The following is a 21,870-nucleotide window of genomic DNA, read 5'->3' on the forward strand; positions in this document are numbered from 1 at the left end:
AGTCGGCCCCATGTTCACCCCGCAGGGCCCGACCCTCCGCGAACTGACAAGGCAAGCGCTCTCCTCGGTCGAGCACGGCTACGACCTCCTCGCGCCCAAGTTCGACGCGACCCCGTTCCGCACCCCGGACCGGATCCTCACGGCGGTGGCCCGCGCGCTGGAGCAGCTGGGCCCCTTCGACACGGGCCTGGACGTCTGCTGCGGCACCGGCGCCGGCCTCCCCGTCCTCCGCTCGGTCTGCGCGGGCGGCGTCGTCGGCGTCGACTTCAGCACGAACATGCTGGCCGAGGCCCGCCGCCGCCACCCCACCACGCCCCTGGTCCGTGCCGACGCCCTGGCCCTCCCCTTCGCCCCCGCCTTCGACCTGGCCGTCAGCTTCGGCGCCTTCGGCCACTTCCTCCCGGCCGCCCAGCGCACCCTCTTCGCCCAGATCCACACCGCCCTCCGCCCCGGCGGCACCCTGGCCTTCCCCCTCCCGGCCCCACCCCCCGTCGGCTCCCGCCCCTACTGGACCCTCTGGGCCTTCGACACGGCCATGCACCTCCGCAACCTCCTCTGGCGCCCCCGTTCGTCATGTACTACCGCACCTTCCGCCTCGCGGACGTCCGCGCCCGTCTGGAGGAAACCGGCTTCACCGTCACCCACCACCCCCTCCCCGGCTTCGGCACCCGCCCGGACGGCAGCCCGAACTGCCGGCTGGTGGTGGCGCGGAAGGCTGGTCGAGATCCTTCCCTCATCGCTCCTCGCGACGGCTACCCCCTGTAGTACCGTCCTCCCTCCGGCCACCCTTCAATGGGAATGGACGTTTGATTTGCTGTTCGCGTGGAGCGAATTCTCCCGCCTTCTGGCCAAAGAGGGGGCAGGGTGACGGCTATGCCAAGCGGACACGAAACGGGGGCGCCGAGGACGCCGGACGAAAGCCTGGTGCGTCGCATCAAAGCTCTCGCCTGCACCGCCCCGCTCCAGTCCCTTGACGTGGTCAAACGACAGCTTGAGTGGGATGCGGCCGAATATCACATGGCGGAGCTGGGTCTCCACATCATCGACCTGGTGACCATCGCCATGGATTTCGACTCGGGGGCCGACCCCGACAAGGTGATTCTCCAGGCAGCGCGGTTCGCGGCAGCGCAACGTCCAGGTCGGGGCGAGGAGGAGTACCGTCGCGTCGCTGAATGGGTGTTGCACAAGCTCATCAACGTCGGCACCGTGGACCGGGGATTCAGCTGGCAATACGGCCGCTTCGACGAAGAGGGGGAAACGTACAGCCGGTTCGACTTCGACTTCAAACTGATCATCGAACGGGCCGACCAAGGGCGCATCCGGCTCCGCACCACAGACGAAGCCATCAACGTCCTCGTCGGAGCACTTGACACAGATGTCGAGTCGGCCCAGGTGGCCGCCGAACACAAATTGCGCCATCTCATCGAACACGGACGGCTGGACGACGCCAAGGTGGCCGCCGAACAGGCCCGCCACCGGACGGTGCAGTACGGCGAATCCCTGCGCCGACGGCTTGACGCGACGAAACGGGATGTTCGGACGGTCGACTGGGAGCATCAGATGCCCGGACTTCTGAACGCCGCGCTCGATCACATCGAACGCCGCTACGAGATGGAGAACGCGATCCTCGCGCACATCACGGAGCGACGCGACACCACCTCCCACCCCCGTCACAAGCAGCGCGCCGCCGAGCTGGTGCTCATCGTCCGGGACTGCATCAGCCGCCACATGCAATTGCAGCAGCGCATCCAGACCGCCGGCGACCTGTTCCGGTCCGAACAGGATCGCCAGCAGTTCTCGACACCCCCTCAGCGCTCAGCCGTCGACATCTTCGGCCAGCTGCTCGTGCCCGCCTTGTCACTTCCTGTCGGTGACGCGCTGCCCGCGCTCACCCAATACTTCCGGAACGCCAATGTCCCCGCCGTGCCGGACGCCGTGTGGATGCCGTCGATCGTCTCCCGGCTCTTCGCCTCGGGCCCCACACCGGCCATGGAGGGAGCCGAAGTACCCGAACCCGAGCTCGACGTCCCGGACGACGACGGCGCGTTCACCGAGACCGAGTTCCAGGCAGCCGAGGAACTACTCGACCTGCGAGGGGCACCCGAGCCCCTCAGCTCCTTGCTGCGGCGAGCACGAGCCGTCTCACCCGAGATCGCCCGCCTCGTCCTCCATCGAGCGGGCCAGGCATTCAGCCCTCCCGCAGGCGACGCGGTCCGGGAGGGCGCTGATCGGCTGCTGATCGCCGTGCCCACCGGAGAAGTGCTGCAGGATGACGAGTTCGGCGGCGACGAGCTCCTCCTCGCCGCTGTTCCCCTCGATCCGTCCGGCAAGCAGGGCGCCTTGGTGTCCGATGCCCCCCGCAATGTTCCGCAGCCACGCCCTGCCACCCTCAACGCACGACAGGAGTCACCCGCGATATGACCAACCACAGCTCCACCGATGCCGAGGAAGCAGCGCGCCTCCTCGCTTTCGGGCTGCGGCCGCGCGTGACGCCCACCCGGGACGACACCTACAAGGACCTCGCCCAACGCTACCGCCATGACGAAAACTTCCGGCTGCTCACCGACCGGATCGGCAAAGGCCTGGGGTTGAAGGTACTGGGCAGTGAACACGGCACGGATTCCATCGCTCTGGCGGCGCTGGAAGGGTCTGTCTTCGAGACGAAGCTGGACGACTACGCGAAGCGCGCCCGGTACCGCGGCGAGCGCGGCGACACGGAACGCGTACTCCACGGCCTCATCCACCTCGCCGTCGCCGCACTCGCCTACCCCCGGCCGGAGGACCTGGCCCGGGACGGATACATCGGCCGGGTCGACACCGACCTCATCGACGCCACCGTCCGGGACGCCTGCCGGCGGCTGAAGGAGAAGGCCGATCAGAGCGACTCCGAAACCGACACACCGTCCGACACACCAGAACTCGAAGCGGTCTGGCACGCGTACAGCAGACGCCCGGAGGCGTCACGCACGAAGGACAAGCGAGCGGCGATGAACTCGACCCGCGCCATGGTCGGACGCGCACTGAACTTCCTCGCGGAGAGCGGATTCCTGACGGCCGTCGGCGACCCCAAGGAGGGCGCCTTCCGCACGACCCCCCGCTATCAGCTGCAGGTACGAGAACTCGCCACGACCCCAGCGTTCCAGGAGCTGCTGAAACTCAACGTGGTGCCGATGACCGAGGGCTCGGGTTCCCTGCGCTCCGGTGCGGCCACCACTCCGCCGGTTACCGGGGAGTACAGCGATGTATGAGCTCTCCCGAGTGCTCCTGCGAGCGATCGGGCCCGAAGCCGCCCGCTACGAGGACGTCCTCCTGGACTTCGGAGGTGCCGGCAACGCGTTCCGTGCCCTCCCCGACACCCTTTTCGACGAAGCGTCTACAGTGCGGCGCCCGTCTCCCGCCAGCGTCCTGCAACTTCAGAACGGTGGCGGCAAATCCGTTCTCATCAAACTGATCTTCTCCGTCGTCCTGCCAGGACGGCGCAAGACCATCGGCACCACCAACACGCACACGCTCGACAGCTTCGTCCTGGAAGGCGACGTGTCACACGTCGCCCTCGAGTGGGTGCACGCCCGCAGTGGCAGGAGGCTCGTCACGGGCAAGGTGGCCTCGTGGCGCAATGGCCGCCCCTCCGCCGACAGCGACCAGCTCGTCCAGCGCTGGTACCACTTCCGCCCGACGGAGAACCACGGTCTGCGCGATCTGCCGATCGTTCACGAGGGCCGCTACCGTCCCCTGTCCGAGTTCTGCGAGTTGATGCAAGCCGCGTCCGACGCCGATCCCGAGATGGAGTACGCCCTCTTCCGCCGCCATGGCGAGTGGACAGACCGGCTCGCCGACCTCGGACTGGATCCGGTGCTGTTCGATTATCAGCGTGCCATGAACGCTGACGAGGGCGACGCTGCCGATGCCTTCTCTTTCGGCACCGACAGCGCGTTCGTCAACTTCTTGCTGCGTGTCGTCGTTCCTCCGAAACCCCCTGAGGACCTCGCTGCTCTTGTCAACACCTACGCGGACAAGTTGTCGGACCGCTCCGACCTGGAGCGTGAGCGAGAGTTCGTCGAAGGCTGTCTCACCTCCCTCGAACCGCTGGCTCAGGCCCGGAGCGAGTGGCTCCAGGCAGCGGAACAGCGTGAGGAGGAGGCGGGCCGACTCAACGACGTGCTCCGCCGCATCCATGTCCGAGCGGTGCGCGAGGACGAGAGACTCGCACTCCTCAAAGAGGAGGCGAACCGGCTCCGTGACGACTGCCGGCGGGCAGCGGACCACCATCTCCGGCTGAAGGCCGTCGTCACCGAACTGCGCAGGATCACCGCCCAGATGCGCTTGGCCGAGGCCGAGGCGGAAGAAGCCGCCCAGAGGGACATCGCGGAGACGGCGGAGCTGGTCGACCTCGCCTGGCAGGCTGTTCCCAAGGTCCTCACCTACCAGGACGCCGTCGTCGAGGACCGCCGGCTCTCGCTGACCATCGCTGCCGCGCACGAGGCGGCCCGCCCTGCCCTCATCGCACGGGACACAGCCGCCCGCCGGCTCCTCGGTGCCCTCACAGCCCTGCGCGAGCAGGCTCTCCGCACCGCGGCGGACAAGGAGGCCGAGGCTGAGGAACGGGTCCGGCTGGCCGAGGAGTCACAGTCCGCACGGGATAGTTCCTTCGTCGCCGCGGCGGCTCACACGGCCGAGGCCGGGCTGAAGCGCCGAGAGATCGAAGCCATCGAGGAAGAGGTCCGCACAGCCGTCCGCGAAGGACACCTGCCCGACGGGCTGCCCGTACACCAGGCCGTTGAAGAGGCACGCGAAAGTCTGGCCGAGGCGAAGTCCCGAACCGTCGAACTGGAAGCGCTCCTCGACCAGGCGCAGACCGACCTCGGCGAGGCCACCACCGAGCGCATTCGCCGCGCGAAGGAAACCGCGGAGGCCAAGGAGCTCCTGCGCGCAGCGCGGAACGAGTACGAGAAGGCACAAGGGCGCACCACGGCTCTGGCCTCGGATCCAGGGTTCATCGGCCTGTTGGGCCCTGATCCCGTGGACCTCGAGTCGGACGCGGGCGCGCTGCTGGTCCGGCTCGCCGAGGTACGGCAGGAGGCCGACAGCAGGCGAGCCGAGATCAATGTCTTGATGGCAGGCGACGAGCGCGCCAGAACAGCACTGGAGACGACGGAGCTCCTTCCGCCCTCTGTCGAGGCCACCCGGGCCAGACAGGCGCTGGAGGACGCGGGTATCCCGGCCTGGACCGGCTGGGACTACCTCGCGGCGGTCAGTGACGTCACCCGGAGGAAGGAGCTGGTCGACGCCGCTCCGGGCATCGCCTCGGGCGTCGTCATCAACAGCTCGGAGCAGTTCGAGGAGGCTCGCCGCGTTCTGGTGGGCAAGAAGCTGTGGCCGCTGAGCTACGTCGCTGTGGGCACCAAGGCCCACCTCATGTCGCCCCCGCCGGACAACACCGACATGCCGTTCGCCATCCCGGCCCACCCAGCCTTGTACGACGAGAGGGCCGCCGCGGAGGAGCTCGCTCGGCTCAAGCACCGCCACGACCTCCACCGACAACAGCTACGGGATGCCACCGATCACCTGGACTCTGCCTCGCGGCTCGAATCCCGTCTGAAGCAGTGGCGGGAGGACTGTCCGCCGGGGCACCTCGCCCGTCTGCATGCTCGCGTCGACGAACAGCTGGCTGCCCTGGAGGAGGCCGAGGAACGCCTCGCCTCGGTGGTGGAGACCTGTGAACGTCACGAGTTGGAACGCGCCCGAATCAAGGCCGCCGTTCCCCAGCAGCGCGCCGAGGAGGAACGCCGTGCCAAGGTGCTGGGCGTTCTCGAACGGCTTGCGGTGCGCGCGAACCTGCTCCCCAGCCTCCAGGCGGAGGAGGGAACCGCGCTGCGGGAGGCCACAGAGGAACGCGCGGCAGCGGCATGCCACGGCGATCTGAGCAAGGCGCGACGCGACGAGGCCGCAGCGCTCTTTCGGACCGCAGACGCCATGAAGAACACAGTCGAGCGACTCCGCAGCGAAATCACCGAGCTGCCGCCCCTCGAACCTCTGGCCGGGGTCGGCCCCGCCGACGCAGGCGTCTCCCTGCCCGCCCTCCGACGCGCCTACGAGGCAGCGGCCGACGAATACCGTCGCGTGTCCGTGGGCGAGGACCTCAAGGCCAAGGCCGCCCTCGCCCGGGATCGGCTCAAGGCGGCCGAGAAGGAAGTCACGGAGCTGCCTCCCACCGTGCACGAGGTCGCCGAGCGACTGCTCGCGAGTCCGGAAGGCGCGGACGGGGCATCTCGGTCCCTGGCCCGGGAGGCCGCGCGCCGCGCGCTGGTCGCCTCCCGCGAGCTGCTGGCCGAGTTGAGCTCCACGGCCCAAGCCCGCCGCGTGGACCTGGAGCCCTTCTCCGATCCCTCCGAGCCTGTGGACCTGACACCGTATGCGCCTCCGGCGCACCTGGGAGCCGCGCTCCGGGTCCTCTCCGAAGCCGAGCAGGACCGGCAGGGTGCCGAGCGGGCTTGGCAGGAACTGACACATCACGTCGAGCGTGCGGAGCAAAAGTGCGAGAGCGCCCGGCACAGCAGCACCGCCTTCCGGCACCTCACCCAGGTCCTCGGGCCCGGCACGGGTCCCGAACCCGCCTCCGATGAAGCCGGCTTCGATGGGGACGTGGAAGCGGCGCGCCGACGACACGACGTGATCCATGCCGCACACGAACAAGCCAAGGACGTTGCGGAGAAGGCGCGTCGGAAGGAACGGACCCAGGCGGACAAGCTGGCGAGTCACGCCGCCCATCAGCGGTTTGCCCATCTGAAGCTGCCCAGCAGGGAAATCATCCTCGGCACACCGCGCAGCGAACTGCCCGACAAGGCCGCGCAATGGGAGAAGGCTCTCCGTCAGCGTCTGTCGTCGCTGGAAGTCGATCTCAACGCGATCGACCGTCACCGTCGTTCGATCGTCCGCCAGTTGGCTCAACAGGTGGAGGAAGCCCTCAAGACGTTGCGCCGCGCCGAGCGCCTTTCCCGACTGCCCGAGGGCCTCGGTGACTGGTCGGGGGAGACCTTCCTGCAGATCGGCTTCACCGCCCCCAAGGGCGACACCCTGATCGACCGACTCGCGGTGGTGCTGGACGAAGTCTCCGCCGAGGTGGTCGCGGGCCGTGCCCTACAGCGTGACGGAATCGCTTTGCTCCTCCGTGGTGTGGCCGCGGCAGTGGGGACTCGGGGCTTCCGCGTCCGTATCCTCAAGCCGGAGGCCGTGCTACGCAAGACGCGGGTGCCGGTGTCACAGCTGAAGGACGTGTTCTCCGGAGGGCAGGTACTCACGACGGCCATCGTCCTGTATTGCACCATGGCGGCGCTGCGGGCCAACGAGAAGGGGCGGTCCACCGACCGTCTCTCCGGCGTCCTCTTCCTGGACAACCCGATCGGCCGGGCCTCCGCCACGTATCTGCTGCGCCTCCAGCAAGCGGTGGCAAAAGCTCTCGGAGTGCAGCTCATCTTCACTACCGGTCTGGAGGACCTCACCGTCCTGGAGAACTTCCCGCTGGTCGTCCGCATGCGGAACGAGGCGGACCTGAGGGCCCATCGTCACTACCTGAGGGTGCACGAGACCATGCGGGGGCTGCTGGACTCCTCCCTGTCCGTGGAGGACGAGAATCGCGCCCACTCCACTGTCTCTACGGCCCGCTACTACCGCCGTCCGCTCCCGGAATCAGAGAACGTTCATGAGTGACAGAGATGGTCTCTCCCCTATCGAGCGAGAGTTCGCGACGGCTCTCTGGACCCGATCGGCAGAAGGCAAGAGCAAGAAGCCGAACAGCCATCGGCTCGACATCAGCGCGGTGAAGGAGGTGTACCGATCCGTCTACCGGCCCCGCGGGGAGCAGGAGTACGAGCCGCAGGCACTGCTCGACTGCCTGCGCCGGCTGCAGAGGCATCACGTTCTGCGGGTCACCAGACGCAACGACGGCGAGAGGATCCCCCTACCGATCGCGATTCAGGTGTTCCGGCAACCGGAGCCAAAGGAAGATCCTCTCCCTCTGCCGCCGCTCGTGGAACAGTTGAGCTGGCTGGTGACTCGGTGGCACCGGCTCAAACCGCTGCACCAGGCCGTCTACACCGCGGTCAACGAATGGCTGCTGAACAACCCGAATCCGGTCCTCGCACCGGAGTGCGAGCGCGCGCTGGAAATCTTCGGTAAGCGCAAGTACACCCGATGGTTCCCGGAACCCGAGAAGGCGCTGAACGGCAGATCGTTTAGCTTCCAACCCTATTTCCACGACCGGGAGGAGACCAGAAGGCTGCTTTTTATCTGCGAATCCCGCCCACCTCTCCTCACTGAAAGATACTTCGGGAAGTCTGAAGAATCCGGCTTTGCCCGCATGGGGGCAGGAAACATCCTGATGGTAGTGGAGAATCACACGACGTGCTGGTCGTTGGCCGAATCCATGGGAGACCTCGACCACGGGCTGAAACACCTCGCTTGGGGGATCGGAAATTCTTTCGTCCGGTCCGTAGGGAGCATTCGCCCAGATCACGAGGTGGACACCATTCGATACTTCGGCGACGTCGACGCAACCGGACTTTCCATACCCTGGCGAGCTAATTCCACTGCCAACGAGGGCAAACTTCCCGAAGTCGAGCCTGCCGTCGAGTTGTACGACGCCCTGTTCAGGATGGGAACTCCGCTCCCCGGGAAAGAGGAGCCGGTAAGCAGAGAAAAGGCCGAGAGGTTGGCGGCGTGGCTTCCCCAGCAGTATCACGAACAAACGATCGAGCTGCTGATGCGCGGGGAACGGCTGGCGCAGGAGTGGGTCAACCTGCAATATTTGCGCTCTGCCGAAGACTGGCACACCAGCGTGCGCTGACCGCACCCCGGGATCGTCGGGGGTCAGTGTCCGTCACGACTGGCACAGGGCACGGTTCACCGGATCACTGATAGACGGGGAGAGTACGTGACCAGGGTGGGAGTTCCAGCCCGGCCTTCCGATTTCATCGGGCAGGATCACCTGCTGGAGGAGGAGATCCCCCACCGCCTCCGCTCCGTGGACGGGCGACAGGCGCTGGTTCTGCAGGGTGTGCGGGGTTCGGGAGCCACGACAGTCGCCCTGGAGTACCTTCACCGAACCCACCCGCGCCATTACGCCGCCGCCGCGTGGATCGCCCCCGGCCGACGTGACGAGGTTCGGCGGGAAATCCGCCTGGCGCTCGACCGCTTCCGCGAGATCGGCGGGCCGGCGCTGATCGTCCTCGACGGCGTTCCCCACCCGGAGTGGCTGTCCGGACTGCTGAGGCCCAGCGGCCCTCACGTCCTCGTCACGACCTCGGAGGACGCAACGGTCTGGGCGGAGGTGGAACACGTACGGAACGTAGAGGCCCTGACATCACGAGAGGCGGTCCACCTGCTGCGCCGCTTTGCGCCAGGACTTGCGGCGCCTGTCGCGGAGGAGCTCGCCGAGCGACTGGACCACTGGCCGGAGGCGTTGTCCCACATCGGACAGCAGTTGTCCCGAACCCTTTCGGCGGATCAGGTCCTGGACATGTCTCGTCAAGAGTTCTGTGAGCTGCTCCGACGTGGGGGCACCCCCAACCCCGTCGGCCGGGTCGAGAACGCCATCGCCGCGCTCTCCGGACAGTGGCCCCTCGCGCAGGACCTGCTGAGGGCCCTCGCGCTCATCGGCGCACCGGCCTTCCCGACCCGAAGGCTTGGCCCCGTCGTCCACCGCCCCCATTCGTTGACCGGACGGGACTCGCTTTCCATCACGCTCGTCATCGACGCCCTGGTGGCCCTGTCGCGACGGGGGCTCGTGCGGTATGAGGACAACGGCGTGGTCGTCCCCCTCAACCTGCCCCGGCTCGTCGCGCTCCTCACCATGGACGCGTCGGCGCGCACCCGCGCGGAGCGCCTCGCGGAGGGCCTGATCGTGGCCTTCTCTCGCGAGGACGACGCACTCTCCCCGGGCCCGTCGGAAGACCGGACGACGGAACACATCCTGGCGCTCGCACCCCACCGGGTGATCACTCCGGAGGGCCGCTCGGCGATGGTGAAACTGGTCGGGGTCCATCTCGCGGCCTGCCGCTACGAGGACGCCATCGAGCAGCTGTCCCGGTTTCGTGCCGTCTGGGGTGATCAGGGAGGCGAGCCGTGGCAGGCGCAGATCGACAGACTCCTGGCCTGCGCCTTCGAGGGCACAGGTGATCTGTACCGGGCGCTCGACCATGCGGAACGGGCGAGAGCGCAAGAGACGAAACGGCACCAAGGACCCAACCGGATCGCTCTGACCGACGCCTTCGAGGTGTCGCGCATCACGGGCATGAAGGATCCGCGGGCGGCTTTGCTGCTGGCAGAAGGGCTGAGCGATCAGCAGGCGGCCCTGCTCGGAGAGAACGACCGGGACACGCTTCGCACCCACGGATTCGTCGCGGACCTGCTGTTGCGTACCCAACGGCCTCAGGCCGCGGCCGAACAGGCCAGGGCTGTCTGGCATGCTCAGCACCTGGCTCTGGGCGAAGAGGACCGCGAGACCTTGGCCACTCTGCACCTGCTCGGCATGGCGCTGGAAGCAACGGGGCACTCGGCTCGGGAAGCCCTCCGGTGCTACCGCGAAGCGAGAAGGCTTCGCAGCAGAGCGCTTGGTAGGGATCACCGGGACACGAAGGTCTCCGCAGACGCCTGTCGCCGTGTGCAGAACAGCCTCAAGCCCCGCGCGGTGTGAGGTGCACGGGTGTGGACAGTGCGGCTCCTCATCTACGCGGAAAACAGAAAGGCCCCAGATGAACTGGGGCCTTTACTGGTGTCCGAGGGGGGACTTGAACCCCCACGCCCGATAAAGGGCACTAGCACCTCAAGCTAGCGCGTCTGCCATTCCGCCACCCGGACAGGGTGCGTGTCGTTCGGGGGTTTTCCCCGCGGCGACATGGATAACTCTACCAGGGGTTCGGGATCGCTTTCACCGGCGTTTCCCGTGGTCAGTCGTGGGGAGGGGGCGGTCCCGTGCGCCGGTGGACCCCCCGATCGTGACCGGGCGCACGGGGACCGCCCGTCCCCGGGGACGCCGCCTCGGCGGCCGGGAGCCAGGCGCCCCCCGACGCCTGCTCCGGGACCAGGGTGGACCCGGGGGGTTGGTCCAGGCCAGTTCGTGTCCGGAATACGTCAGGTCAGCGGACGGCGGTGAGGCGGGCGGAGACGATGATGTTGCCGGTGTAGCCGGTGGCGGGGGTGTAGGGGCCGCCGCAGGTGATCACGCGGAGTTCGGGGGCGCCCGTGGAGGCGTAGACGCGGGCGGCGGGGAAGGCGTCCTTGGGGACGAGTTCGACGCCGTGGACGGTGAAGACGGCGGTGCGGCCGTCGGCGCGGTGGACCTCGACGGTGCGGCCCCGGGTGAGGGCGCCGAGGGAGTGGAAGACGGCCGGGCCCGCCGGGGTGTCGACGTGGCCGACGACGACGGCGGTGCCGGGTTCGCCGGGGGTGACCGCCCCCGCGTACCAGCCGGCCCGGCCGGGGTGCTCGGGCGGCGGGGCCTCCAGCCAGCCCTCCGCGTCCAGGCCGACCCGGGTGAGGGGGGCGTCGACGCCGAGCGCGGGGATCGTGACGGCGAGCGGGGGCGAGGCGGGGAGGCCCGGCGGGGCCGGGAGCGGGGTCGCCGCCGGGGCCGGGGCCTCGGCCGCGAGGGGCTGGGGCGGGCCGGGGGCGGTGAGCTGCTGCGTACCACCGCGGACGAGGTGGACGCCGACGAGGAGGAGCACCACGACGGTGCCCCAGGCGCCGCGCCGGCCGTACGCGCTGTCCACCGCCGCGGATCCTCCTCGTCTCGGTGCGTGCTGGTCGCCCCTCCGCCCCGGACCTCGTCACACCGGGGCGGAGGGGCCGTCTCAGGGGCGGCGGCGGGTGAGGACGACGGCGGCGCCCGCGGCCGCGACGATCAGCACGGCGCCGGCGGCCAGTTCGGCGGCACCCAGCACCTCCGAGCCGGTGGAGCTGCCGAAGCCCGCCTTGACGCCCTTGGGCGGGGTAACCGGGGTGACCGGGGTGACCGGGGTGACGGGGGCGGGCGGGGTGGTGCCCTGGGTGACGGTCAGGGTGGTGGTGCCGCGCTCGCCCTTGCAGTCGAAGGCGATCTCGTACTCGGCGCCGGCCTTGGCGTCGAGGTCGACGGTCGCGGTGCCGGGGCGGCCCTCGGTGAGGGTCACCGTGTCGAAGATCCCCGAGGTGACGGTCACGGACGGCACCTCGCAGCCGTCGGTGGTCAGGGTGACGGTGCCGCCGGGGGCGACGGTGCGGGGCGTGACGGAGAAGCCGAAGGAGGTGATGTCCCGGCCGGTGCCGGTGCCGGTACCGCTGTCGGCGAAGGCCGCGGGGGTGGACAGCGCCGCGACCGTGGCCGTGACCGCGGTGGCGAGCAGGGCGGCGGAAGCGGTACGTATCGCGCGCATGCGGTCCTCCGGTTCGCGGCGGGGCGCGGGCACGGAGCCGCTCCGCACCCGGGTCCGGCGGCGTCGGCGCCGGTGTCCCACCGCGATCGAAGCTAGGTGCGCCCGAGGGGCGCCGCCACCGGGCCTCCCCGGCGCTCCGCCGAACGGAGCACGCGGCCCCGGCATTCAGGGGACGCGGTGCTCGGGGCCCGGTGCCCAGGGGATCCCCGTGTTCAGGGGACCCGGATGATCTGGCCCGCGTAGGAGAGGTTTCCGCCGAAGCCGAAGAGCAGGACGGGGGCGCCGGAGGGGAGCTCGCCGCGCTCGACGAGCTTGGCGAGGGCCAGCGGGACGGAGGCGGCGGAGGTGTTGCCGGAGTCGACGACGTCGCGGGCGACGACCGCGTTGACGGCGCCGATCTTCGCGGCGAGGGGCTCGATGATCCGCAGATTGGCCTGGTGGAGGACGACACCTGCGAGGTCCTCGGGGGCGACGCCGGAGCGGGCGCAGACCTCGCGGGCGAGGGCGGGGAGCTTCTGGGTGGCCCAGCGGTAGACGCTCTGGCCCTCCTGGGCGAAGCGCGGCGGGGTGCCCTCGATACGGACGGCGTGGCCCATCTCGGGGACCGAGCCCCACAGGACGGGGCCGATGGCGCCGGTGTCGGTCTCGGTGGCCTCGACGATCGCGGCGCCGGCGCCGTCGCCGGTGAGGACGCAGGTGCTGCGGTCGGTCCAGTCGGTGATCCCGGTCATCTTGTCGGCGCCGATGACGAGGGCCCGGCGGGCGGCCCCGGCCCGGACCGCGTGGTCGGCGGTGGCGAGCGCGTGGGTGAAGCCGGCGCAGACCACGTTGAGGTCGAGGGTGGCGGGCGCGTCCATGCCGAGGCGGGCGGCGACCCGGGCGGCGGTGTTGGGCGAGCGGTCGATCGCGGTGGAGGTGGCGACGATGACGTAGTCGATGTCGCCGGGGGCGAGCCCGGCGGCGGCGAGCGCCTTGCCCGCGGCGTGCGCGGCGAGCTCGTCGACGGGCTCCTCGGGGCCGGCGACGTGGCGGGTGCGGATGCCGACCCGGCTGAGGATCCACTCGTCGCTCGTGTCGACCAGCTCGGCCAGGTCGTGGTTGGTCAGCACCTTGGCGGGCTGGTAGTGCCCGAGTGCGGCGATGCGAGTGCCCGTCATCCCGGGACCCCCTCGATGGTTCGTTCAGCGGCAGGAACCACCCAGTCTTGCCAGCGACTGATGGGTAACAGGTGACGTAAACCACCAAGATTCGCCCGGGTCGCTTGGTCGACCGTGACAAGGGGTCAGGCGGCGCACCGGGGCCCGCAGGGGTTCCCGGGGTGGCGGAGAATGGCACGGTCAGGGGCGGCACCACGGACGGAAGCGAAGGCGGCGGCGATGGGACGGGTCACCGAGCGACGGCGAGTCACGCGGATCCGCGGCGGCGCGGTGAGCACGCGGCCGGACACGCTGGTGGCGGAGGAGCCGATGGAGATCCGGCTGAACGGGCGGCCGATCGCGATCACCATGCGGACGCCGGGCGACGACTTCGCGCTGGCCACCGGGTTCCTGGTGAGCGAGGGGGTGCTCGCGCGCGCGGAGGACGTGCGGACCGTCGTGTACTGCGCGGGCGCCACCGGTGGGGGCACCTCCCGCTCGAGCGGAGCCGAGAGCGGGGGAGGCTCGAACACGTACAACGTGGTGGACGTGAAGCTCGCCCCCGGGGTCGCCGTCCCCGACATCACGCTGGAGCGGAACGTCTACACGACCTCCTCGTGCGGGCTTTGCGGCAAGGCGAGCCTGGACGCGGTGCGGACGACGGCCCGCTTCCCGATCGCCGACGCTCCCCCCGTACGGGTCTCCCCCGCGCTCCTCGCGGAGCTGCCGGACCGGCTGCGGGCGGCGCAGAAGGTCTTCGACACGACGGGCGGACTGCACGCGGCGGCGCTCTTCTCGGAGGACGGCGAGCTGCTCGACGTACGGGAGGACGTCGGCCGGCACAACGCGGTGGACAAGCTGGTCGGGCGGGCCCTGCGGGAGGACCTGCTGCCGCTGGACCGGGCGGTGCTGCTGGTGTCGGGGCGGGCCTCCTTCGAGCTGGCGCAGAAGGCGGTGATGGCGGGGATCCCGGTGCTCGCGGCGGTCTCCGCGCCGTCCTCGCTGGCGGTCGACCTGGCGGCGGAGGCGGGGCTGACGCTGGTGGGCTTCCTGCGGGGGCGGGACATGAACGTGTACGCGGGCGAGCACCGGATCGTGTTCTGAGGGACGGCCCCCGGGCGGGCCTCAGTTCTTCGGCGGGTCGATCATCTGGAGGGCCAGGGTCGCCGGGGGCGGGGCGAGACCGGGGCCGCCGGCCTCGGCCCAGGCGAGGATGTCGTCGAGACAGTCGTCGTCGAGGGTGAAGCCGATCCAGGCGGCCCGGCCGCCGCGTCTGCGGCCCTCGGTGGAGGGCTGGACGACGACGATGTTGGCCTGGGCGCAGGGGCCGAGGCAGTCGCTGGTGCGGACGGCGAGCCGGCCGCCGGAGGCCGCGGCGGCGGCACGGAGCCGGTCGAGCTGGGCGGCGTGATCGGTGCCGGGGTTCTTGCGGGGATCGCCGCAGCAGCAGCCTCGGCAGACGACGAGGGAACAGGGGCGGGACCCGTACCGTATGGGGACGCGGTTCACGCCGGTGCGGCCGGGATCGAGTGAGGGCATGGGAGCACCGTAACGGCCCGGGTGATCACCTCGGGGAGACGGTGGGGGCGGCGGCGGGGGCGGGTGCCTCCGGAGCGGTGGCTTCCGGGGCGGTGGCTTCCGGGGCGGTGGCTTCCGGGTCGCGGGCGCGGCGCTTCGCGAGGACCGCGCAGACCATGAGCTGCATCTGGTGGAAGAGCATCAGGGGCAGCACCGCGAGGGAGGCGTGGGCGCCGAAGAGGACGCTCGCCATGGGCAGCCCCGCGGCGAGGCTCTTCTTGGAGCCGGCGAACTGGATGGCGATCCGGTCGGCCCTGTCGAAGCCGAGCTTTCCGGCCCCGTACCAGGTCAGGGCCAGCATCAGGGCGAGGAGCACGGCCTCGGCGGCGAGCAGCAGGGCGAGCCGGCCGGGGGTCACCAGGTGCCAGATCCCGGCGACCATGCCCTGGCTGAAGGCGGTGTAGACGACGAGGAGGATCGAGCCGCGGTCGACGTACCCGAGGGCCTTCCGGTGGCGGAGCAGGAAGCCCCCCACCCAGCGGCGCAGCACCTGGCCGGCGAGGAAGGGCACCAGGAGCTGGAGCACGATCCTGAGGAGGGAGTCGGCGGAGAGGCCGCCGGTGCCGCCGCCGAGCAGGGCGGCGGCGAGCAGCGGGGTCAGCACGATGCCCGCGAGCGAGGAGAAGGAGCCCGCGCAGATCGCGGCGGGGACGTTGCCCCGGGCGATCGAGGTGAAGGCGATCGACGACTGGATGGTGGACGGGACCAGGCAGAGGAAGAGGAAGCCGCCGTACAGCTGCGGGGTGAGCACGGCCGGGACGAGCCCGCGCGCGGCGAGGCCGAGGAGCGGGAAGAGCAGGAAGGTGCAGGCGAGGACGGTGAGGTGGAGCCGCCAGTGCCGCAGGCCGTCGAGCGCCTCGCGGGTGGAGAGCCGGGCGCCGTAGAGGAAGAAGAGGAGCGCGACGGCGCCCGTGGCGGTGGCCTCGGCGCCGGTGGCGGCCGCGCCGGAGGCCGGCAGCAGCGCGGCGAGGCCGACGGTGCCGAGCAGGGCCAGGACGTAGCCGTCGACCGGCAGCCAGGACGGCAGGAGGGGACGTCGTCGGTTCATGGCTCCGCTCAGGTCAGGGATCTTGGGGTCGGGGGTCGGGGGTCGGGGGTCGGGGGTCGGGGGGCCGGGTCGGGGGTCGGGGGTCGGGGGTCGGGGGGCCGGGTCGGGTCGGCTCGGGGGCCCACGCTCGGGTCGTCAGGGCCCGGGGTCGGGCCGGGGCCCGGGGTCGGGTCTCAGGGCCGGCCTGGGTCCGGCGCCCGGGTCGGGGTGCCGGGGTCGGGTGCCGGGGTCGGGCCGGGGCCCGGGGTCGGGTCTCAGGGCCGGCCTGGGTCCGGCGCCCGGGTCGGGGTGCCGGGGTCGGGTGCCGGGGTCGGGCCGGGCCTGGGGCGAACTTGGGTCAGGGCTCAAATCCAGGTCTGGCGCCGGGGCCGGGGTCGGGGCCCGGCGTCGAGGCACGGGGTCGGTGCGCGCTCCCATCCTGGCCCACGGCGCGGCCATCGGGAATCCCGTACAGCGCACTGACTGTCATCACGATCCGCGATAACGTCGGGTCGTGTACGAGCCCGTCCAGCTGCGCACCTTCCTCGCCGTCGCCCAGACGCTGAGCTTCACCCGGGCCGCCCGGCGGCTGGGGCTGCGGCAGTCGACCGTCAGTCAGCACGTGCGGCGGCTGGAGGAGGCGACCGGGCGGCCGTTGTTCGTCCGGGACACCCATGGGGTGGAGCTGACGGGGGACGGGCAGGCGATGCTCGGGTTCGCGCGGGCCATTCTCCAGGCGCACGAGCGGGCGGCGGCCTTCTTCGCCGGGACGCGGTTGCGGGGACGGCTGCGGTTCGGGGCCTCGGAGGACTTCGTGGCGACCCGGCTGCCGGAGATCCTGGAGTCCTTCCGGCGCGCCCATCCCGAGGTGGACCTGGAGCTGACGGTCGAGCTGTCGGGGACGCTCCAGGCGCGGCTCGCGGCGGGTCGGCTCGATCTGATCCTGGCCAAGCGGGGCGGCGAGGCCGGCGACGACGGCGGGGTGCTGGTGTGGAGCGACGCTCTGGTGTGGATCGGGGCGCCGGGACTGCGGCTCGATCCGGACCGGCCGGTGCCGTTGATCGTCTACCCGCCGCCGGGGATCACCCGCGCGCGGGCGCTGGCGGCCCTGGAGGCGGAGGGCCGGGCGTGGCGGATCGCGTGTACGAGTTCCAGTCTGAGCGCCAATGTGGCGGCGGCCCGCGCGGGGCTCGGCGTGATGGCCCACACGCGCGGTCTGGTGCCGCCCGGGCTCGTCCCCGTACCGGCCAGGCAAGGGCTGCCGGAGCTGGGCGAGGTCGACTTCGTTCTGCGCAAAGGGCGGCGGGGCGGAGCGACCCAGGAGGCGGCGGACGCACTGGCGGAGGCGATCCTGGAGGGCGGCGACCGGCTGCGGCGGCCTGGCTGAGGAGCGGCGGGCCCGGCGGACCGGGTCGCCGGGCTGAGGGGGAGGTGGTGGGACCCAGCCCCCGGGCCAAGAAGGGCCCCGGGACCAAGCCGCCGAGCCCAGAAGGGCCGCAGGACCGGGGCGCCCGGCTGAAAGGACGGCGGGACACCAGCCCGCCGGGCCGAGGGGCGGCGCGGTCGGCTCGGCGCGGCCCTCTGCCGGGCGTCCGCCGGGCGCCGTGGGGTGCGGGCGCGGTACAGATTCCGTGGAGACTTCGCGCGTGCCGGACCTACCGGACGGTACGCTGCGGGCCCCGTCCGGCCGCCGCGCCTCCCCTCCCCCGCCTGACCTGTGCGAACGGGGAATGTCGCGGCTTGGTGAAGGTCCTGCCGTCGTCGCTCCGGGTGGGGTACCGTCACGGCGCCGCAGCCGTCACAGCGGCCCCTTTCCGCCACCGAGCCGTCGAGGGAGGAGCAGGTCCGTGCGCGAGTTCACCGTGCCGCCCGTGGAGGCGGCTCCCCTCGGCGGCGGGCTGGCGGACGCCGTCTTCAGCCGGGCCGCCGAGACCCCCGACGCGGTGGCCTTCGGGCGGCGGACGGCGGACGGCTCCTGGGAGGACGTGAGCTGCGCGCGGTTCCGGGACGAGGTGCTGGCGCTGGCGAAGGGGCTGGTGGCGCACGGGGTCCGGTTCGGCGACCGGGTCGCGATCATGTCCCGTACCCGCTACGAGTGGACGCTCTTCGACTTCGCGCTGTGGACGATCGGCGCCCAGCCCGTACCGGTCTACCCGACCTCCTCCGCCGACCAGGTCCACTGGATGCTGCACGACGCCGGGGTGACCGCCGTCGTGGTGGAGCACGAGGACCACGCCATGACGATCGGCTCCGTGGTGGACCGGCTGCCGCGGCTGACGCGGCTGTGGCAGCTCGACCCCGGCGAGGACGCCGGTCCCGGCGCGGTCGCCGAGCTGACCGCGGCCGGGGAGGGCATCGGTGAGGAGGTCGTGCAGCGGCACCGGCGGGCGGTGACCCCCGAGTCGGTGGCGACGGTCATCTACACCTCGGGCACCACCGGCCGCCCCAAGGGCTGCGTGATCACCCACGGCCACTTCACGGTCGAGACCGACGCCGTCCTCGCCGGCTGGGAGCCGCTCTTCCGACCCCGCGCCGGCGACCCGGCCTCCACCCTCCTCTTCCTGCCGCTCGCGCACGTCTTCGGCCGGATGGTGGAGGTGGCGGCGGTCCGGGGCGGGGTGAAGCTGGGGCACCAGCCGTCGATGACCGTCTCCGCGCTCCTGCCCGACCTTGCCGCCTTCCGGCCGAGCTTCGTCCTCGCCGTGCCGTACGTCTTCGAGAAGATCTTCCACGCGGCGCGCCGCAGGGCGGAGCGGGAGGGCCGGGCCGCCGTCTTCGACAAGGCCGTGGACGTGGCCGTGAAGTACGCCGAGGCGGTCGAGCACAAGTCCTTCGGCCTGGGCCCCGGCCCGTCGGCGGCGCTGCGGGTGCAGCACCAGTTCTTCGACCGGACGGTGTACGCGAAGCTGCGCGAGGTGCTCGGCGGGCGGATCCGGTACGCGATGTCGGGCGGCTCGGCGATGGACCGCAGGACGGGGCTGTTCTTCGCGGGCGCCGGCATCACCGTCTTCGAGGGGTACGGCCTGACGGAGTCGACGGCCGCGGCGACCGCGAACCCGCCCGGGCGGGTCAAGTACGGCACGGTGGGCCGGCCGGTGCCGGGCACGACCGTGCACATCGCGGAGGACGGCGAGGTGTGGCTCCACGGCGGCCAGGTCTTCTCCGGGTACCTGGGCGATCCGGCGGCCACGGCGGCCGTGCTCAACGACGGCTGGCTCGCCACCGGCGACCTGGGCGCGCTCGACGCCGACGGCTATCTGACGATCACCGGACGGAAGAAGGAGATCCTGGTGACGTCCGGCGGCAAGAGCGTGGCGCCGGGCGGCCTGGAGGAGCGGGTGCGGGCGCATCCGCTGATCGCCCAGTGTCTCGTCGTCGGCAACGACCGCCCGTACATCGCGGCCCTGGTCACCCTCGACCAGGAGGCGGTGGAGCACTGGCTCGCCATCCAGGGCCGGCCGCCGCTCTCCCCCGCCGAGCTGGTCCGCGACCCGGACCTGGAGACGGAGATCCGGCGCGGGGTGGTGGCCGCGAACACGCTGGTGTCGCAGGCGGAGTCGATCCGTACCTTCCGGATACTCGCCCACCCCTTCAGCGAGGAGCACGGGCTGCTCACCCCGTCCCTGAAGCTGAAGCGGAAGGCGATCGAGCGGGCGTACGCGGCGGAGGTCGAGGCACTGTACGGCTGACGGCGCCGGTCCGGTCGGCGGTGCGTGCCGTCGTACGGCTGACGGCTGACGGCTGACGGCTGACGGCTGACGGCTGACGGCTGACGGCTGACGGCTGACGGCACCACTGGTCCGTGGCCGGAATGATGCGGGGCGGGTGATCGTTGGAGACGGGGGGAGGGTGCGTGCGCGCCCCTCCCGCGTACGACCACGACGACGTAAGGATCCATCCCACGTGAGCACGGACAGCAAGGTCCCCTCGGTCATCCTGAACAACGACGTGGCGATGCCGCAGCTCGGCTTCGGCGTCTGGCAGGTGCCGGACGACGAGGCGGTGAAGGTCGTGACCACCGCGCTTGAGGCCGGGTACCGCTCCATCGACACGGCGGCGATCTACGGGAACGAGCGGGGCACCGGCCAGGCCCTGGCCGCCTCCGGGATCCCCCGCGAGGAGCTCTTCGTCACCACCAAGCTGTGGAACAGCGAGCAGGGCCACGAGTCCGCCCTGCGCGCCTTCGACGCCTCCCTGGAGCGGCTCGGTCTCGACTACGTCGACCTGTACCTGATCCACTGGCCGGTGCCGGCGAAGGACGCGTACGTCGACACCTACCGGGCCTTCGAGAAGATCCTCTCCGAGGGCCGCGCCCGGGCGATCGGCGTCTCCAACTTCCTTCCCGGGCACCTGGAGCGGCTGACGGCCGAGACCTCGGTGGTGCCGGCCGTGAACCAGATCGAGCTGCACCCGCAGCTGGCGCAGGCGGAGTCCCGCGCGCTGCACGAGCGTCTCGGGATCGCGACCGAGGCGTGGTCGCCGCTGGGCCAGGGCCGCGGGCTGCTCGACGTGCCGGCGCTCGTCGCCGTCGCCCGCAAGCACGGGCGGACCCCCGCCCAGGTGGTGCTCCGCTGGCACCTCCAGCTGGGCAACGTGGTGATCCCGAAGTCGGTGACCCCGTCCCGTATCCGGGAGAACATCGAGGTCTTCGACTTCGAGCTGGACGCGGAGGACATGGCGGCGATCGCCGCGCTCGACGAGGGCCGCCGCCTCGGCCCGGACCCGGCGGAGTTCAACGGCGCCTGAGCGGCGGCGCCCGCCCCGGTCAGCCCTTGCGGGCGGTGTGGACGGTGTGGGCCGTCAGGTGGAAGAGGTCCGCGCGGTGGTGCAGGGACTGCTCGTCGGCCGGGTCGAGGAGCCGGTCGAGGGTCGCGCGGTCCTCGGCGCCGAGCCGGTCGCCGAAGTTCTCGCGGAGCCGCCCGAAGTGGGCGACGGCCAGCTCCCGGACCACCGGCGGGACGGGCGCCGGCACGTCCACGAGGAAGGTGCGGGTGCCGGCCGGGGTGAGGCCCGCGGAGCGGAACATGGCCCGCCAGTCGTCCGGTTCGCGGGTGGCGCCGGGCAGCTCGGACCGCATCCGGGCGAAGGACTCGGCGTGCTCGGCGTCGAAGCGGGCCTCCAGGCCCGGGCGGCCGATGCCGATGTCCCGGGGCAGGTGACGGGGGGTCAGCCCGCCTTCCACGAGGGCGACCAGGCCGCCGGGGCGCAGCAGCTTCGCGAACTCGGCGAGCGCGGCCCGCTGGTCGCCGATGTGGTGCAGCGAGTTGCCCGCCCACAGCAGGTCGGTCTCGCCCAAGGAGGCTGTCTCACCGGGGAGTTCGGCGCGCAGGGTGGAGACCCGCCCGCCGAGCCCCTGGGCCTCGGCGCGGGCGCGGGCCCGTTCCAGGAGCTCCGGGGAGCCGTCGACGGCGACGGCCTCGGCGTACGGGAACGCCTCGGCGAGCAGGGCGGTGACGACGCCGGGGCCGCTGCCGACGTCGAGGAGGCGGCGCACGCCGATCACCGGGACGAGGGTGCCGATCCAGGCGGCGGCCTCGCGGTAGGCGGCGCCGGCGACCTCGGCCTGCCGCTCCAGGAGCGGCGCGAGCCGGGCCCAGTCGGGCTCGGTGCCGTCGCCGTGGGCATGTCCGTGGTCGTGCGGGGCGTGGGGTTCGCGGTGCTGAGTCATGGGATCAGCCTGCTCCGCACCTCGCCGAAAACGCGAGAGAACTTGCCGTTACGG

15 protein-coding genes, 1 tRNA gene and 1 pseudogene are annotated in these 21,870 nt (G+C 71.3%); 10 read left to right on the plus strand and 7 right to left on the minus strand.

Going from position 1 to position 21,870, the window contains the following annotated elements:
* The first annotated feature begins 10 nt into the window (after positions 1-10).
* From QK442_RS09375 to QK442_RS09400, 6 genes and pseudogenes are all read left to right on the plus strand, one after another.
* A pseudogene (locus tag QK442_RS09375) lies at positions 11-765 on the plus strand (class I SAM-dependent methyltransferase).
* A gap of 159 nt (positions 766-924) precedes the next feature.
* Entirely contained in the window at positions 925-2,421 is a 1,497-nt protein-coding gene (locus QK442_RS09380; RefSeq protein ID WP_282693414.1) for a hypothetical protein, read from the plus strand.
* Positions 2,418-3,248 (plus strand): hypothetical protein, encoded by an 831-nt coding sequence (locus tag QK442_RS09385; protein WP_282693415.1) that lies wholly within the window; start codon positions 2,418-2,420, stop codon positions 3,246-3,248. The genes QK442_RS09380 and QK442_RS09385 overlap by 4 nt, the downstream gene beginning before the upstream one ends.
* Positions 3,241-7,707 (plus strand): hypothetical protein, encoded by a 4,467-nt coding sequence (locus QK442_RS09390; RefSeq protein ID WP_282693416.1) that lies wholly within the window; start codon positions 3,241-3,243, stop codon positions 7,705-7,707. Before QK442_RS09385 ends, QK442_RS09390 begins: the two co-directional genes overlap by 8 nt.
* Positions 7,700-8,842, plus strand: a complete 1,143-nt coding sequence (locus QK442_RS09395) for a hypothetical protein (protein WP_282693417.1) — start codon at positions 7,700-7,702, stop codon at positions 8,840-8,842. The genes QK442_RS09390 and QK442_RS09395 overlap by 8 nt, the downstream gene beginning before the upstream one ends.
* A gap of 87 nt (positions 8,843-8,929) precedes the next feature.
* Positions 8,930-10,690: a tetratricopeptide repeat protein gene (locus tag QK442_RS09400; protein ID WP_282693418.1), complete on the plus strand. Its 1,761-nt coding sequence runs from the start codon at positions 8,930-8,932 to the stop codon at positions 10,688-10,690.
* 76 nt (positions 10,691-10,766) lie between these two features.
* Here QK442_RS09400 and QK442_RS09405 read toward each other — a convergent pair.
* From QK442_RS09405 to QK442_RS09420, 4 genes are all read right to left on the minus strand, one after another.
* Positions 10,767-10,854, minus strand: a tRNA-Leu gene (locus QK442_RS09405).
* A gap of 278 nt (positions 10,855-11,132) precedes the next feature.
* Positions 11,133-11,765 carry a class F sortase gene (locus tag QK442_RS09410; RefSeq protein ID WP_282693419.1) on the minus strand — a complete coding sequence of 211 codons (633 nt, stop codon included), beginning with the start codon at positions 11,763-11,765 and terminating at the stop codon, positions 11,133-11,135.
* An 81-nt stretch (positions 11,766-11,846) separates the two neighbouring features.
* Positions 11,847-12,407: a hypothetical protein gene (locus tag QK442_RS09415; protein ID WP_282693420.1), complete on the minus strand. Its 561-nt coding sequence runs from the start codon at positions 12,405-12,407 to the stop codon at positions 11,847-11,849.
* A 212-nt stretch (positions 12,408-12,619) separates the two neighbouring features.
* Entirely contained in the window at positions 12,620-13,564 is a 945-nt protein-coding gene (locus QK442_RS09420; RefSeq protein WP_282693421.1) for a beta-ketoacyl-ACP synthase III, read from the minus strand.
* A gap of 219 nt (positions 13,565-13,783) precedes the next feature.
* On the opposite strand from QK442_RS09420, the gene fdhD reads away from it, so the two are divergent.
* The gene (fdhD, locus tag QK442_RS09425; RefSeq protein WP_282693422.1) at positions 13,784-14,647 is read left to right on the plus strand and encodes a formate dehydrogenase accessory sulfurtransferase FdhD; all 864 of its coding nucleotides are present in this window, start codon (positions 13,784-13,786) and stop codon (positions 14,645-14,647) included.
* A gap of 21 nt (positions 14,648-14,668) precedes the next feature.
* On the opposite strand, the gene QK442_RS09430 is transcribed toward fdhD, so the two are convergent.
* Entirely contained in the window at positions 14,669-15,082 is a 414-nt protein-coding gene (locus QK442_RS09430; RefSeq protein ID WP_282693423.1) for a (2Fe-2S) ferredoxin domain-containing protein, read from the minus strand.
* A gap of 25 nt (positions 15,083-15,107) precedes the next feature.
* The gene (locus QK442_RS09435) at positions 15,108-16,169 is read right to left on the minus strand and encodes a bile acid:sodium symporter family protein (RefSeq protein ID WP_282693424.1); all 1,062 of its coding nucleotides are present in this window, start codon (positions 16,167-16,169) and stop codon (positions 15,108-15,110) included.
* 493 nt (positions 16,170-16,662) lie between these two features.
* Here QK442_RS09435 and QK442_RS09440 point away from each other — a divergent pair, with 493 nt between their 5' ends.
* The 3 genes from QK442_RS09440 (at position 16,663) to QK442_RS09450 (ending at position 20,894) form a co-directional block, all read left to right on the plus strand.
* Positions 16,663-17,535 carry a LysR substrate-binding domain-containing protein gene (locus QK442_RS09440; RefSeq protein WP_282693425.1) on the plus strand — a complete coding sequence of 291 codons (873 nt, stop codon included), beginning with the start codon at positions 16,663-16,665 and terminating at the stop codon, positions 17,533-17,535.
* 460 nt (positions 17,536-17,995) lie between these two features.
* On the plus strand, positions 17,996-19,837 hold the full coding sequence (locus QK442_RS09445; protein ID WP_282693426.1) for an AMP-dependent synthetase/ligase: 1,842 nt from the start codon (positions 17,996-17,998) through the stop codon (positions 19,835-19,837).
* Between the two features lie 265 nt (positions 19,838-20,102).
* Positions 20,103-20,894, plus strand: coding sequence for an aldo/keto reductase (locus tag QK442_RS09450; protein WP_282693569.1), 792 nt, complete (start codon positions 20,103-20,105; stop codon positions 20,892-20,894).
* Positions 20,895-20,913: 19 nt separating this feature from the next.
* On the opposite strand, the gene QK442_RS09455 is transcribed toward QK442_RS09450, so the two are convergent.
* The gene (locus tag QK442_RS09455; RefSeq protein WP_282693427.1) at positions 20,914-21,816 is read right to left on the minus strand and encodes a class I SAM-dependent methyltransferase; all 903 of its coding nucleotides are present in this window, start codon (positions 21,814-21,816) and stop codon (positions 20,914-20,916) included.
* Positions 21,817-21,870 lie beyond the last annotated feature (54 nt).

Origin of the sequence: Streptomyces sp. CC208A, from assembly GCF_030010625.1 — a bacterium.
Taxonomy (GTDB): domain Bacteria; phylum Actinomycetota; class Actinomycetes; order Streptomycetales; family Streptomycetaceae; genus Streptomyces.

Bases quoted from the DNA above. Each gene is read 5' to 3' on its own strand.
- QK442_RS09385 (WP_282693415.1), top strand. From the start codon at position 2,418: ATGACCAACCACAGCTCCACCGATGCCGAGGAAGCAGCGCGCCTCCTC.
- QK442_RS09390 (WP_282693416.1), top strand. From the start codon at position 3,241: ATGTATGAGCTCTCCCGAGTGCTCCTGCGAGCGATCGGGCCCGAAGCC.
- QK442_RS09395 (WP_282693417.1), top strand. From the start codon at position 7,700: ATGAGTGACAGAGATGGTCTCTCCCCTATCGAGCGAGAGTTCGCGACG.
- QK442_RS09415 (WP_282693420.1), bottom strand. From the start codon at position 12,407: ATGCGCGCGATACGTACCGCTTCCGCCGCCCTGCTCGCCACCGCGGTC.
- QK442_RS09420 (WP_282693421.1), bottom strand. From the start codon at position 13,564: ATGACGGGCACTCGCATCGCCGCACTCGGGCACTACCAGCCCGCCAAG.
- fdhD (WP_282693422.1), top strand. From the start codon at position 13,784: ATGGGACGGGTCACCGAGCGACGGCGAGTCACGCGGATCCGCGGCGGC.
- QK442_RS09430 (WP_282693423.1), bottom strand. From the start codon at position 15,082: ATGCCCTCACTCGATCCCGGCCGCACCGGCGTGAACCGCGTCCCCATA.
- QK442_RS09435 (WP_282693424.1), bottom strand. From the start codon at position 16,169: ATGAACCGACGACGTCCCCTCCTGCCGTCCTGGCTGCCGGTCGACGGC.
- QK442_RS09450 (WP_282693569.1), top strand. From the start codon at position 20,103: ATGCCGCAGCTCGGCTTCGGCGTCTGGCAGGTGCCGGACGACGAGGCG.
- QK442_RS09455 (WP_282693427.1), bottom strand. From the start codon at position 21,816: ATGACTCAGCACCGCGAACCCCACGCCCCGCACGACCACGGACATGCC.